The organism is Hyphomicrobiales bacterium, from assembly GCA_002869065.1.
GTDB lineage: Bacteria > Pseudomonadota > Alphaproteobacteria > Rhizobiales > Rhodobiaceae > Rhodobium.
On record PKTR01000002.1, the window covers coordinates 73,211 to 87,850 of the forward strand.

The following is a 14,640-nucleotide window of genomic DNA, read 5'->3' on the forward strand; positions in this document are numbered from 1 at the left end:
CCTCCCGACCGTCTTGCGGCCCGGATACGCAGTACGTCAGGGAGACGGAGCCGACCGGCTGAGAGTCAGATGGCCTCGACGCCGGTTTCGCCGGTGCGAATGCGCATGGCGGTTTCGATGTCGAAGCTGAAGATCTTGCCATCACCGACCTTGCCGGTGCGCGCAGCCGCTGCGATCGTGTCGATCACCTCGTTCGCCCGCTTTTCCTCAGTGACGATCTCAAGCCGGATCTTCGGCACGAAGTTCACCACATATTCGGCGCCGCGGTAGATCTCGGTGTGGCCCTTCTGGCGGCCATAGCCTTTGACCTCGCTGACGGTCACGCCATCGATCCCCAACGAGTGGAGCGCCTCACGCACGTCGTCCAGCCGATGCGGCTGAATAATGGCGATAATGAACTTCATCCGTACCTCCCACTAGCCGGCGCCCCCGTTCCGCGACGATCGCGCGACCGCGGACCGGTGATCCGGCTCTGCCTGCAAGCGGGTTGTCCCCGCCTCGCGATATACGGGAAGTTTAGAGCGGTTTCGATCCGCGCGCAAATCCGATGTATCGGCAAAACATGTTTAAACGCAGCTGGTTATGCGCATAGTCAAAAAGACGAAAGGCAGCGCGGGAGGACCGCGCCGCCTATCATCGATTCTTGCCGGGCGCCGGTTCAGGCGACGCGTGCCGGCGGGAAGCGGCCGTAGAAGGTCTCGCCCTTTTCGGCCATTTCCACGAGCAGCTTCGGCGGCGTGAAACGCGGGCCGTGGGCCGCGACGAGGTCATTGCACATGGCGACGAAGTCGGCGGTGCCGATACCGTCGATGTAGGACAACGTGCCACCCGAATAGGGCGCGAAGCCGAATCCGAGGATCGAGCCGACATCGGCCTCACGCACGTCGGTGACGACGTTTTCCTCCACGCAGCGCGCCGCTTCGAGCGCCTGGGCGGCCAGCAGCCGTTCCTTCAGTTCGTCGACATCGATTTCCTCGGCGTCCTTCACCGGCACGCCGAGCGCCTCGTTGAGGTCCGGCCAGAAGTGCTTGTGCTTGCCGTCATAGTCGAAGAAGCCCTTACCGTTCTTGCGGCCAAGGCGTTCGTTCTTTTCGACCAGTACATCGAGCAGCGCTTCCTGACGCGGTTCGACGCCGGCCTCGCCGAGATCCTTGCGGGCCGCCTTGACGATCTTCCAGATGAGGTCGAGCGCGACCTCGTCGGACAGGGTCAGCGGGCCAACCGGCATGCCGGCGAGTTTGGCCGCATTGTCGACCATCGGCGCGGGAATGCCTTCCATCACCATGATGTGGGCCTCGCGCAGATAGGCGCCGACGCAGCGGTTGGCGTAGAAGCCGCGGGTGTCGTTGACGACGATCGGCGTCTTGCGGATGGCGCGGACATAGTCGAGGGCGACGGCGAGCGCCTTGTCGCCGGTCTTTTCGCCGAGAATGATCTCGACCAGCATCATCTTGTCGACGGGCGAGAAGAAGTGGATACCGATGAAATCCTCCGGCCGCTTCGAATTCTCGGCCAGCGAGGTGATCGGCAGCGTCGAGGTGTTCGACGCGAAGACGGTGCCTTCCGGCAGCACGGCTTCAGCGGCCTCGGTGACGGCCTTCTTCACACCGCGTTCCTCGAACACGGCCTCGACGACGAGATCGCAGTCGGCGAGCAGCGCGTAGTCGGCGGACGGCGTGATGCGGGCGAGCAGCGCGTCCTTTGCTTCCGGCTTGGCGCGGCCCTTCTTGACGCGATTGGCCATCAGTTGCTCGGAATAGGCCTTGCCCTTTTCGGCGGCTTCCATGTCGCGGTCGATCAGCACGACGTCGATGCCGGCAGCCGCCGTGACATAGGCGATGCCGGCGCCCATGAAACCGGCGCCGAGCACACCGACCTTCTTCAGCCGGCTTGGCTCGATACCGGCGGGACGGCGGGCGCCCTTGTTCAGCTCCTGCATGGAGACGAACAGCGAGCGGATCATGGCCGCCGCTTCCTTGGTCTGCAGGATATTGGCGAACCAGCGCGACTCAACCGTCAGCGCCTGATCCATCGGCAGCTGCAGGCCCTCATAGACCGATTGCATGATGGCGCGGGCGGCCGGATAGTTGTCGTGGGTCTCGCGGCGATAGATGGCGATCGCGGCGGGCCAGAACTGGAAGCCCTGCGGCGAGTAGATCTTGCCGCCGGGCAGCTTGAAGCCCTTCTTGTCCCACGGTTTGACCGGATCGAGGCCATTTTCGATCAGCGCCTTGGCGGCATCGATCAACTGCTCGGCGGGCACCACCTCATCGACCAGCTTCATGCCCTTGGCCTGCGCGGGGCGCAGCTCGCGGCCCTGCAGCAGGAACTGCAGACCGGCCTGCGCATCGGCCATGCGCATGACGCGCTGGGTGCCACCGGCACCGGGGAAGAGGCCGACCTTCACTTCCGGAAGGGCGATCTTGACCTTGTCGGACTGCAGCGCGACGCGGGCGTGGCAGGCGAGCGCCAGTTCGGTGGCGCCGCCCATGCACACGCCGTTGATGGCTGCGACCCACGGCTTGCCGCAGGTCTCGAGGCGGCGGTAAATCCGCTGCAAGCGGCTCGACTCGTCGAACAGCCTCTGCGCGGCAGCCTCCTCATTGCCCTTGGCGCGCTCGGCGTGAAATACCGCCAGCAGCCGTTCCAGCATGGTCAGATCGGCGCCGCCGGAGAAGCTATCCTTGCCGGAGGTGAAGACCACCCCCTTGATCGCCTCGTCCTCGGTGACCGCGGTGACGATGCGGTCGAGTTCGTCCATCACCTCAAGGGTGAAGACGTTCATCGAACGGCCCGGCATGTCCCAGGTCAGCAGCGCGATACCCTCGCCGTCAACCGCCAGTGTGAAATTCTCAAAGCTCATTCTGTCCTCCCGTCTCTCGCATTCCGAGGCGGTGTGATTAGTCGTAGCTCGACCCGTCCTTGTGCAGGAAGCGGAAGCCGGTGGCGTCCTTTTCCGCAAGCAGGTCGTCATCGGGATAATGGGCGCGCTCGGTCTCGGCGCGGGTGCCGATCTCGAGATAGACGGCGTCGCGGTCGGTGCGGTTGACGAGGTGATGACCGTCGAAAACGCCGGCCTTGAAGCCCGCCGCATCGCCGGGACGCAGTACGGTCTCGCCGGCGTCCTCGATCAGCACCACTTCGCCCTCGACGATGAAGACGAACTCGTCTTCGTTTTCATGCCAGTGGCGCAACGCCGACTGGGCGCCGGGAGCGAGCCGGGTCAGATTGACGCCGAACTGGTCGAGGCCGACGGCATCGCCGAGGCGCTTTCTCACGCGGCCCTCGACCCGCTCGCGGAACGGCGACGGATAGCCACTGCCGCCCTTCCAACCCATTCCCTCGATATCGATCTTCGGCATGGTCAGACCCGCTCGATGATGGTGGCAGTGCCCATACCGGCGCCGATGCACAGCGTGACGAGCGCGGTGTTGAGATCGCGCCGTTCCAGCTCGTCGAGCACGGTGCCGAGCAGCATCGCGCCGGTCGCGCCGAGCGGGTGCCCCATGGCGATCGCGCCTCCATTGACGTTGACCTTGGCCGGATCGGCGTCGAAAGCCTGCAGGAAGCGCAGCACGACGGAGGCGAAGGCCTCGTTGACCTCGATCAGATCGATGTCGCCAATGTTCATGCCGGTGCGTGCGAGCAGCTTCTTCGTCACATCGACCGGGCCGGTCAGCATGATCGCCGGCTCGCTGCCGATATTGGTGAAGGCGCGGATGCGCGCGCGCGGTTTGAGACCTGCCGCCTCGCCGGCCTCGCGGCTACCGACCAGCACGCCGGCGGCACCGTCGACGATGCCCGACGAATTACCTGCGTGGTGGACGTGGCGGATGGCTTCGAGTTCCGGGTAGGCCTGAATGGCCACCGCGTCGAAGCCGCCCATCTGGCCCATCAGCTCGAACGAGGCCGACAGCGAGGCGAGCGACTGCATGTCGGTGCCGGGGCGCATGTGCTCGTCTCGGTCGAGGATGGTGAGGCCGTTGATGTCCTTCACCGGCACGACCGAATTGGCAAAACGGCCAGCCTCCCAGGCGGCGGCGGCACGGTTCTGGCTTTCCACCGCGTAGCCGTCGACGTCGTCGCGCGAGAAGCCGTATTTGGTGGCGATCAGGTCGGCGGAGACGCCCTGCGGCATGAAGTAGGAGGGCAGCGCCACTTCCGGATCGACCGGCCAGGCGCCACCCGAGGCGCCGATGCCGATGCGGCTCATGGATTCGACGCCGCCGCCAATCGCCATCTGGTGCTGACCCGACATGACCTGTGCGGCCGCCATGTTGACCGCGTCGAGCCCCGATGCGCAGAAGCGATTGATCTGCATGCCCGGGACGCTGTCGTCATAGCCGGCGGCGAACACCGCGGCGCGGGCGATATCGCCGCCCGCCTCGCCGATCGGATCGACGCAACCGAGCACGACGTCCTCGACGTGGCTGGTGTCGAGGCCGTTGCGGTCGCGCAGCGCTTCGAGCGTGCCGGCGGCGAGCCGCACCGCCGTCACTTCGTGCAGCGCGCCGTCCTTCTTGCCGCGGCCGCGCGGGGTGCGCACGTGATCGTAGATAAAGGCGTCAGGCATCATGTCCTCCTTGCCCGAAAGAACTCACGACGCGTCGGGCAGCGGGTGCCCGGGCATCAGATCGTAGGGATGCTGCCAGCCCGGCTGCGCGCGGATGCGGTCGAGCCAGGCGGCGATGTTGGGATATTCGGCCCAGTCGACGCCGATCTCCTCGGGCCAGAACAGGTAGCCGCAGAGCGACAGGTCGGCGATGGTCAACCGGTCGCCGATGACGAAATCGCGGTCGGCGAGATGATCGTTCAGCACCTTCATCGCGGCAGCAGCGCGGCCTTCGAGAAAGGCAGTGACAGGGGTCTCGCCGGTCTTTGCGAACACCCGCAGGAAGCGCAGCGTCGCGGTGTAGCTGGTCAGCTTGTGATTGTCCCACAACAGCCAGCGCAGGATCTCGCGGCGCTCGTTCTCGTTCTGCGGCCCGAAGCGGCCTAGCTTCTCTGCCAGGTAGTCGAGAATGACGCCGGACTGGCTGAGCTTTACGTCGCCATGTTCGAGGATTGGCGCCTCGCCCATCTCGTTGATGGCGCGGTATTCCGGCGAACGCGTCTCGCCATTGAAGAAATCGACGAAACGCGGCTCCCAGTCGGCGCCGGCGAGCGCCAACGCGAGCGCCGCCTTGTAGGCATTGCCGGACTGAGCGAAGCAGTAGAGCGTGAATTCGGCCAATCGATCCTCCCTGATGGGCGCCGCGCGGGGCGGCTCCCTAGCCTTCCTTTCGATTCCACCGGGCCTTGCGGCCGGTTCCAGAGCGGGAGCTTAGAGCGCTATCCGTTCCAACTGAATCGAATTGACATTCGTTTCTGTTGTTTTTCCCGCATCATCTTGTCGATCCTCGTTCCACTACGGTCGGATGATGCTCTAGAAGGCTTCGACGGGCATCGCCATCACGGTTTCGGCACCGGCGGTGACGCGGGCGAGATGGACCGCGGTTTCCGGCATCATCTGCTCCATGAAGAAGCGGCCGGTCAGCAGCTTCGCCTCGTAGTAGGCATCGCGGCCTTCGGCGCCGGCGGCGAGTTTTTCCTGCGCGACCTTGGCCATGCGCGCCCACATGTAGCCGAGCGCGACGAGGCCGAAGAGATGCATGAAAGCGACCGAGCCTGCACCGGCATTGTCAGGCGCCTTCATGGCGTTGTTCATGAACCACATGGTCGCCTTCTGCAGTTCCTCGGCGCCCTTTTGCAGCGGCGCGAGATAGGGCGCGAGGTCGGCGTTCTCGGCGTTGGCCTGCAGGAAGCCGCCGACTTCGGCAAAGAACGCCATCACCGCGCGGCCGCCATTGGCGCCGAGCTTGCGGCCGACCAGGTCGAGCGCCTGAATGCCGTTGGCGCCCTCATAGATCATCGCGATGCGGGCATCGCGGACGAATTGCTCCATGCCCCATTCGGCGATGTAGCCATGGCCGCCGAAGACCTGCTGCGCCATCACCGCATTGTCGAAACCGGTATCGGTCAGCACGCCCTTCAGCACCGGGGTGAGCAGGCCAACCGCATCCTCGGCGGCGGTCGCTTCCTTTTCATCGGCACTGCGGCGGGAGATATCGGCCTTCAGCGAGGCCCAGAGAAGGAGCGCGCGCGCGGCCTCGTTGAACGCCTTGATCCGCAGCAGCATGCGGCGCACATCCGGGTGGACGATGATCGGGTCGGCCGGGCCGTCGGGGTTCTTGGCGCCGGTCAGCGCGCGGCCCTGCAGCCGGTCCTTCGCGTAGGCCGCCGCGTTCTGATAGGCGACCTCGGACTGGGCGAGACCTTGCGTTGCCACGCCGAGCCGCGCCTCGTTCATCATCGTGAACATGGCGCGCAGGCCCTTGTTCTCCTCGCCGATCAGCCAGCCGGTCGCGCCGTCGAAATTCATTACGCAGGTGGCATTGCCGTGGATGCCCATCTTTTCCTCGAGCGCGCCGCAGGTCACGGCATTTGCCGCGCCAAGCGTGCCGTCGCTCTCGGCCATCACCTTCGGGACGACGAAGAGCGAAATGCCCTTGGTGCCTTCCGGCGCGCCCTCGATGCGGGCGAGCACCAGATGGACGATATTCTCGGCCATGTCGTGGTCGCCGGCGGAGATGAAGATCTTGGTTCCGGTGATGCGGTAAGAACCATCGCCGGCAGGCGCGGCCTTGGTACGGATAAGACCGAGATCGGTGCCGCAATGGGGCTCGGTCAGGTTCATCGTGCCGGTCCAGCGGCCCGAGGCGAGCTTGGTCAGATAGAGCGCCTTCTGCTCGTCGGAGCCGTGCTGGGTAATCGCGGCGATCGCGCCCTGAGTCAGGCCGGGATACATGCTCCAGGCCATGTTGGCCGCGGAGGTGAACTCGTTCATCGCGGTGGCGAGTACAAAGGGCAGACCCTGGCCGCCATAGGCGGGATCGGCGGAGAGCCCGACCCAGCCGGCCTCGGCATAGGCTTCGTAGGCTTCCTTGAAGCCCTTGGGCGCGCTTACCGCGCCGTTCTCGCCGCGTGTGCAGCCGTCCTTGTCGCCGATCTGGTTGAGCGGCTGGATCTGTTCGGCGCAGAACTTGCCGCCTTCCTCGAGGATCGCAGCCACGAGATCGGGCGTCGCGTCCTCGAAACCGGGGAGCTCCGCGTGGTCGGCGAAACCGAGCACATCCAGAACGAAAAGCGTGTCATCAACCGGGGCAACATAACTCGGCATGGTTCTTCCCTTTCTGCGGCCTTTCGGGGAGGCTGGCGTCCCGGCGGGCGGATGCGACAAGCATCGCGCGGGAGGCAGACGACCCGCTCGGCATTTCCCGAGTCATATACATTACGTTCTCGTAAACGTAAACTGCAAACCAAATGCATGGTGACGCAAAAGGAAAGCCCCGCTCCGGCGCCGCGTGGTGCGGGCTGGAACGGGGCTTTTCGGTCCGAAATGGCAGTAATAACAGATGTTTTGCGCCCTTTTAGTAGTATTTCGACGCCCTATATACTTTATAGTGCATTCACATGGTAAGTGCGGTCGCGCCGCCTGTCTCTATTCAGCCACGCCGAGTTCAACATGTCACGTAGGCCAAAAATCAGATTCTGCGCCAGTCACAACGGGCTAGACCGAGAACTTTTTCATATTCAGGAACTTAAAGACTTTAGCTTACTCTTGACCATCCGGAGCGCCGACGAGCTAAGAGGCGTGGCGCCAGAGCTTTCGGGCAAGAAAATTCGCGAGCAACGCTACTCAATCCATCGCAGCCAGAATAGCGAAAACGGCACTGATACAATCAAACACACCCTGGTTCCCCAAACCGGAAAAAAAACCGAATCGTACTGCCATGCCAAAGCACTACGCAAAGGCAATGTTATTCAGGTATTTGCAAAATCCTGCCCCGATTTCAGCGGCGAGTCCTACGCCTGCCACCCACGCAAAAAGGATACCGTCAAGCAAATTGGAAACTTTTATCCTTCCGAATTCAGACTCCATTTAATTGTAGCTGTTTCTTCTGTGGAAGCTCCTTCGCCTCCCGAAAGCTCAACATGGATTACAAATCGCCATAACTTCGAAAAAATTTCGGTTCTGGTTTTTCACTGCTTCAGCAATCTGGCGGCTGGGCGAAACGGAGATTTGTACCATTCCGTGACGCTCCCCGTCTCAATCGACGGCGCAAAACCGCAATGGTCACTCAAGCCTGAGGCAAATGGGGTGCCTCCCGGTGTCCTTCCTGCAAATATCGCCGCAATGTTCAAGAAAATGCACGATTCCGCCGTAGATGCGATTTTCGCAGACAATGCGAGCGTGCAACTTCCGCCTTCAAGTGACAAAATTCGGTTCGCAATGAAAAAAAGTCGGCCCTGGCCTTCTCACAAGAGAAGAGTTTTTACGCAGAGCAAATCTAATTCAGAGTGCTTTTCAATAGTGTTTCCTGAGCGAACTTGCCGGCCAAGAGTTCTTCAAAACACCCAGCCCTCAAGTCTGACCCTGACGCAAAAGGAAAGCCCCGCTCCGGCGCCGCGAAAGACGGGCTGGAACGGGGCTTTTCGGTCGGGGGAGGATGTAGTCGGCGCGCCGCTTGGGCGCGAATTTCGGGCGCTGAATTCAGGCGCCGTCGCGGGCTTCCTTCTCGCGCAGAATGCCGGACACGATCTCGACGGTGCGGCGCAATTCGTCGACGGCCTGCTCGATGTCTTTCTTCTGCTCCTCGAGGACGGCGATCTGCTCGTGGAACTTGCCGAGCGCCACGCGCATCTGCGTCACCTGACCGTCGCGCAGGTCGTAAAGGTCGAGCATGTCCCTGATTTCGTCGAGCGAGAAGCCGACGCGCTTGCCCATGAGAACGAGCTTCAGGCGGGCCCGGTCGCGACGGCTGTAGACGCGCGTCGAGCCGTTGCGGCGCGGCCGGATGAGGCCGCGATCCTCATAGAAGCGCAAGGTCCGCAGCGTTACGTCGAATTCCTTGGCGAGATCGCCGATGGAATAGCTGGTCTTGTTGCCGTCGTCGGGAACGGCGCGCTCGGCCACCGTGCGGCCAAGGTCAGCGCCGGAACGAGCAGCATCGGTGTCAGACATGGGTGCTCCGAGCGGTAGGATTGGATGGCCGGCCTATAGATGACGTTGACGTCACCGTCAAGAGATTTGTGATTTACTTGGGGGGATACGGGGCCCGGCCGGGAGGCTGCCGGCTCGCGGCAAATGACCTTCGGCCTGCCGTTGGGGAAGTCGAGGTTAGCGGGGCAGAGCGCAGCAAGGGCTTCTGTGCCTTGCCGCGTTACCGGAACATTGCCCGTCAGGCCAATGGTTAACGGCTTGTTTACCATAAACGCTGCATTTTGCGACACGCGCAGTCGGGCGTCGTGTGCGCCGAACTCCATCTTGTGACTGCAGACGTATTCCCCCTGTGTTTTACAGGGCGGCACAAAAAGTGAGGCCGTATATGTCCCGGAACGCCCGCGGCATCGATAGAGACACCCTCGACTGGGCTTCGCAGGCAGCGCGAAGCGACGGTCTGAGCGTCGACGAATGGCTCGACAGCCGACCCTATGCGGATGGCTCTCACGACGCCGGCCGCAGCGGACGAGGTCGCGGCACACCGACCTACAATGCCCTCAACCAGCAGCTCGAAGCGCTGAGCGAGCGCCTCGACCGGCTCGGCATGGCAGGCCGCAGCGATACACGCGCACGCGGCGCCTCGCGCCCGGCCGAGCGCGGTGATGACGGCCGGCTTTCCAACATTCTCGCCACTCTCGACGGTATCGACCGCCGCATCCAGTCGCTGAACAGCGACGAGCGCTCGTCGGGCGGACGTCGCGCCCGCGCCGGTCTCGATCGCGAAATCGAAGAGATCGCGGCGCGGCAGGCAGCCCTCGAACAGGCATCGCGGCGCGGCGACCACGGCAGCCGTGACGATATCGACCATCATTTCCGCGCGCTGTCGCGCCAGATCGACTCGCTGCGGCACGATACGCCGACGCGTGCCATCGAGCGCCTGCACGACGACATCGCCGCACTGAAAGGCGATATCCGCCGCCGCGAACCGGCGACGCTCGCTGAATCCGACGTGGCGCTGATCCGCACCATCGCCGACAAGATCGACCGGCTGCCGGGTTCGCAGGCCGATGACGGCCAGATCGAACGGCTGCGCGACGACCTTGCCGACCTGCGCCGCATGGTCATGGCCAATGATGTCGAGGGGTCGCTGCAGAGCCTTGAGTCCGGCTACCGGCACATCATCGAGCGGCTCGACGACATGCGCCGGTCGATGGGTGACGCGTCTGCCGGCGATCAGTTCGCCGAGCGCTTCGAAAGCATCGACCGCGCGATGAAGGCCATTCCGCAGATCGAGCAGATCGCGACGCTCGAAAGGCAGATCGCACGGCTGACCACGCAGCTCGACGGCGCGGCCGACGACGATCCGCGGCTCGCCCGCATCGAGATGCAGCTCGACGACATGAAGTCTGCCCTGTCGGGTGTCGACACCGGTCAGGCGGTCGTGGCGCTCAGCCAGCAGCTTGCGGCCATCACCGACAAGCTCGATCTCATCGAGACGCTGGAGCGCGACCGGGCGCAGCCGGCCGAGACGCTGTCGAGCGAAACGATTGATCGGCTCGCCGATCAGATCGCCGATATCCGCGCGCTCGTCTCCGAGGATCATCACAGCGACAATTTCCGCCTGCTGGCCAAGCGCATCGAAGCGGTTTCGGAAAAGCTCGACGCCGCCGAACATGGCGGCGGTTTTTCCGCCGTCGATCAGCGGCTTGCCGAGATCGGAGCCCGGCTCGATGCCTCGCCGGATCTGAGTGCTCTGGAGCATCGGCTCGACGATGCCATGGGCCGCATCGAAGCCTTGATGCCGCGTGGTGGCTTTGGCGATACCTTCGCGGCGCTCGAAACCCGCATCAGCGAAATCGGCAGCAAGATCGACAAGATCGATCCGGCGGCGCCGGTACGCGACCTCGAAGCGCTGTGGAATCTCGAAGCGACGCTTGAGCGCATCGACACCGCGTTGCGCAAGACCTCGGAAAGCAGCGTCCTCGGCGACCTCGACGCCAAGGTCGGAACACTCTCGGAGCGTCTCGACGCGATCGCCTCCAAGCCGATCGATCTCAGCGAAGTTACCGAGCTGCGCAACGAGATCACCGACATGCGCGAACAGTTCGCGCGGCCGATCCCGGTCGACATGTCGGTGTTCGAAAAGCAGATCCGCTCGCTGGTCGACCAGATCGGTACGACGCCGGCTGCGGCCGCACCCGACAATCGCGAGGATCTGCAGCGGATCGAGGAACAGATCGTCTCGATCACGCGCATTCTCGATGCGACCGATGCCCGCTTCGCGACGCTGGGTACGATCGAAGACACGCTGGGGCGGATGCAGACGCATCTGAGCGAGAACCGGCCGGATGCGGCCGATATCGCCCGCCAGGCGGCGCGTGCGGCAGTCGCCGAATACTCCGGCGGACAGGACAGCACGAGCAACGATGATCCGCGCATCAACGCCCTGCAGGAAGACCTCCGGCGGCTGGTGTCGACGTCGCACGACTCCGCCGAGCGGACGCAGGACACGCTGCTGTCGCTGCACGACACGCTGCAGTCGGTCGCCACCCGTATTTCGCGGCTGGAGGCCGGTGCCGGTCCCGACATCGAAGCCCAACAGGCGCCTATGCCGCGCCGCGCCAGTGCGGGACGGACGGAAGACAACGAGACGGCCGATGCCGTCGCGCCGGCCTACAATCGGCGCGAGAGCGACCGCCGGGCCGAACCGCCGGTATTTGCCGACAGCACGAAGATGCCGCTGTTTGCCGAGTCCACTCCGGAAACCGCAAAGGCTCCGGTTCAGCCGGAAACCCCGGCCCGCGAGGAAGTCCCCGCGCTTGCGGAATCCCCGGCCATCGACCGGATCGCCCGTGCGCTTGCCGAAGACGAGCGCAGCCGGGCGCCGAAGGCCGACGACACGCCCGCCGTGCCGCCGCAGGCACGCGCACCGCAGGCACGCGCTCCGCAACCGGCAGACAATCGCCCGCTCGAGCCCGGTTCGGGCCGGCCCGATCCGCAACGCGCACCAGTTTCCGCGCCGGGTGCTGCGCCCGCAAACGGAGCTACCGGACAGAGTAGCCTCGAAGCGGCCGTGCGCGACCGCAAGGCCGATTTCATTGCCGCGGCACGCCGGGCCGCACAGGCGGCATCGGCCGATTTCGCGGCAGAGGAAGTGGTTCACAAGGAAGAGTCCGGCGCCAAGAACTGGCTGCTGTCGAAATTCAGCCGCAAGAAAAAGACGGCCGAAGACGAGCCCTCGCTCGATGCCGCCGCACCGCTTGCCGGCACCCCTCTCGCCGGTGACCGCGAGCCGCTCGACACCGAGCCCTACGATCCCGAACCGCTCGACCTCGAAAACTTCGAGACCCCCGACAGTGCAGAACGCGCGAGCGGCATCCTCGGCACGCTGAAGAAGCACCGCAAGACACTGATGATGGCGACCGTCGGCCTCGTCGTCGTGTTCGGCGGTCTGCAGGTCGCCAAGATGCTGCTGGCGCCGCCACCGCGGCAGATCGCCGTGCAGCAGCCGGCGGCCGAAATGCCTGCCGCCGAAGCGCCCGTCGCAACCGTCGAGCCGGCGGCGAAAGCCTTCAGCGAACCGGCACCGACGGAGACGAATACGGCAATTGCCCCGCGTGATGTCACTACGCCCGGCGATGTCGCCGCAACGCGGGCACCCGACTCGACCGCTCTCGCCCCGCAGGCGATGAGCGGCGCGAGCGAAGGCGGCACCTCGGTTCTGCCGGCGACCCGCATTCCGGTCACCGCGCCGATGCCGCCCGAAGAGATCGGCGCACTGGCGCTGCGCCAGGACGCCGCCGACGGCAATGCCGACGCGCAGTTCGAGGTCGCGGCCCGCTACACCAACGGTCAGGGCGTCGCGCAGGACCTGAAGACGGCGTCGGAATGGTATGAACGCGCCGCCTCGCAGGGCAACGGCCCCGCGCAGTACCGGCTCGGCAGCCTCTATGAAAAGGGCACCGGCGTCGCCAAGGACGTCACCAAGGCGCGGCTGTGGTACGAACGTGCCGCCGAGCAGGGCAATATCAAGGCGATGCACAATCTCGCCGTGCTGTATGCCGAGGGCGCCGACGGCGCGCCGGACCTGACGGCAGCGGCCAAATGGTTCCAGAGCGCGGCGGAACGCGGCGTTCGCGACAGCCAGTTCAATCTCGGCATCCTGCATACAAGAGGTCTCGGCGTGAAGCAGGACCTGCCGACCGCCTACAAATGGTTTGCACTGGCCGCGATCGGCGGCGATGCCGATGCCGGCAAAAAACGCGACGAGATCGCCAATGCGCTTGACCGCCAGGGTCTGGCGGCGGCCCGTCTCGCGGTCGAAACGTGGCGGCCGAAATCGATCGAGGAAGCCGCCAACAATCCGAAGGCGCCGGATCCGCGCTGGGGTGCGAAGCCGGAGCGGCAGGCGGCTGCGGCACCGGCGGCCGCGGCGATGGCACCGGCTGGCGAAACCGGCCCGATGATCCAGCAGGCGCAGACCCTTCTCGCCCAGCTTGGCTACGATCCGGGCCCGGCGGACGGCGTTCCCGGCCCGCGCACCCGCGATGCGGTCAAGGCGTTCCAGAAGGCGATCGGCGCCAACGCGACCGGCCGCGTCGATGGCGCGCTCTTGCAGCAGATGAGCAAGCAGACGATCTGACCGCGAACACGTGGCGGAGACGAATTTCAACGGGCATCCGCCGGCGCGGGTGCCCGTTGGTGTATTTGCCTGCGCTAATGCAGTAGGCTTGGCGCTGACGTGATACGCAGCGCAGACTCGACATGCCGGCTCTTGAACAGATTTTGGGACGACTGCTGCACGGCGCGACCGGTGTTCGGCAAGCCATGCTCGCGCTTGTCTGCCTTGCCGTCCTGCTGGGCGGGCTCGCCAATCCCGCATCGGCGGAGAAGCTCGTCTCCGACATCTCCGCGCGCGAAATCAGTATCACCTCGAATTTCACCGGCACTGAAGTCGTCGTCTTCGGCACCATTGAGCGTGACGAGGCGACGGTGCCGCGGCGCGGCGACTACGACATCGCCGTCACCATTGTCGGCCCGCTGCACACCGCCGTGTCGCGGCGCAAGGACCGGGTGCTCGGCATCTGGGTCAACCGCGAAAGCCGCACCTTCTTCGACGTGCCGTCGTTCTATGCCGTGCATTCGACGCGGCCGCTGGAAGAGATCGCGATAGCCGAGGTTCTCGCCCGCGAGCAGATCGGCCTCAACCATCTGGTGCTGCCCGCCGAAGCCTCGGGCGGAAGCCGTGAGGCCGACACCGCCCCGTTCCGCGAAGCGCTTCTGCGACTGAAGCAGAAGGACGGGCTTTTTGCCGAGCGTCCCGGATCGGTCGAATTCCTCAGCTCTTCGCTGTTCCGCACCACTGTCCCACTGCCCGCAAACGTGCCGGTCGGGACCTATCAGGCCCACGCCTACCTGTTCGGCGATGGGGTCGTCGTCGCCCGGCTGACCTATACGATGGACATCGCCAAGACCGGGTTCGAGCAGCTCACCTACACGCTGGCGCACCAATACGCGTTCTTCTACGGCATTGGCGCGGTCATCCTCGCCATCGTCACAGGCTGGTTGGCGGGTGTGATCTTCAGGAAGGACTGAGC

At 64.6% G+C, this 14,640-nt stretch carries 9 protein-coding genes; 2 read left to right on the forward strand and 7 right to left on the reverse strand.

All coding sequences use genetic code 11. The annotated features are described in order from the left end of the window. Positions 1-65: 65 nt before the first annotated feature. The 7 genes from C0606_04145 to C0606_04175 form a co-directional block, all read right to left on the reverse strand. Positions 66-404, reverse strand: a complete 339-nt coding sequence (locus tag C0606_04145; GenBank protein PLX37502.1) for a transcriptional regulator — start codon at positions 402-404, stop codon at positions 66-68. A 254-nt stretch (positions 405-658) separates the two neighbouring features. Next, on the reverse strand, positions 659-2,863 hold the full coding sequence (locus C0606_04150) for a 3-hydroxyacyl-CoA dehydrogenase (protein PLX37503.1): 2,205 nt from the start codon (positions 2,861-2,863) through the stop codon (positions 659-661). Between the two features lie 37 nt (positions 2,864-2,900). Continuing rightward, a complete protein-coding gene (locus tag C0606_04155) occupies positions 2,901-3,362 on the reverse strand; it encodes a hypothetical protein (protein ID PLX37504.1) in 462 nt (153 codons plus the stop codon). Positions 3,363-3,364: 2 nt separating this feature from the next. Then, a complete protein-coding gene (locus tag C0606_04160; GenBank protein ID PLX38659.1) occupies positions 3,365-4,573 on the reverse strand; it encodes an acetyl-CoA acetyltransferase in 1,209 nt (402 codons plus the stop codon). Between the two features lie 24 nt (positions 4,574-4,597). After that, the gene (locus C0606_04165; protein ID PLX37505.1) at positions 4,598-5,233 is read right to left on the reverse strand and encodes a glutathione S-transferase; all 636 of its coding nucleotides are present in this window, start codon (positions 5,231-5,233) and stop codon (positions 4,598-4,600) included. A gap of 192 nt (positions 5,234-5,425) precedes the next feature. Further along, positions 5,426-7,219: an acyl-CoA dehydrogenase gene (locus C0606_04170; protein ID PLX37506.1), complete on the reverse strand. Its 1,794-nt coding sequence runs from the start codon at positions 7,217-7,219 to the stop codon at positions 5,426-5,428. A gap of 1,374 nt (positions 7,220-8,593) precedes the next feature. Further along, entirely contained in the window at positions 8,594-9,064 is a 471-nt protein-coding gene (locus C0606_04175) for a transcriptional regulator (GenBank protein ID PLX37507.1), read from the reverse strand. A gap of 364 nt (positions 9,065-9,428) precedes the next feature. On the opposite strand from C0606_04175, the gene C0606_04180 reads away from it, so the two are divergent. Together C0606_04180 and C0606_04185 are read left to right on the forward strand one after the other, a co-directional pair. Then, a complete protein-coding gene (locus tag C0606_04180; GenBank protein ID PLX37508.1) occupies positions 9,429-13,685 on the forward strand; it encodes a hypothetical protein in 4,257 nt (1,418 codons plus the stop codon). A gap of 185 nt (positions 13,686-13,870) precedes the next feature. Beyond that, positions 13,871-14,638 carry a TIGR02186 family protein gene (locus tag C0606_04185; protein PLX38660.1) on the forward strand — a complete coding sequence of 256 codons (768 nt, stop codon included), beginning with the start codon at positions 13,871-13,873 and terminating at the stop codon, positions 14,636-14,638. Positions 14,639-14,640 lie beyond the last annotated feature (2 nt).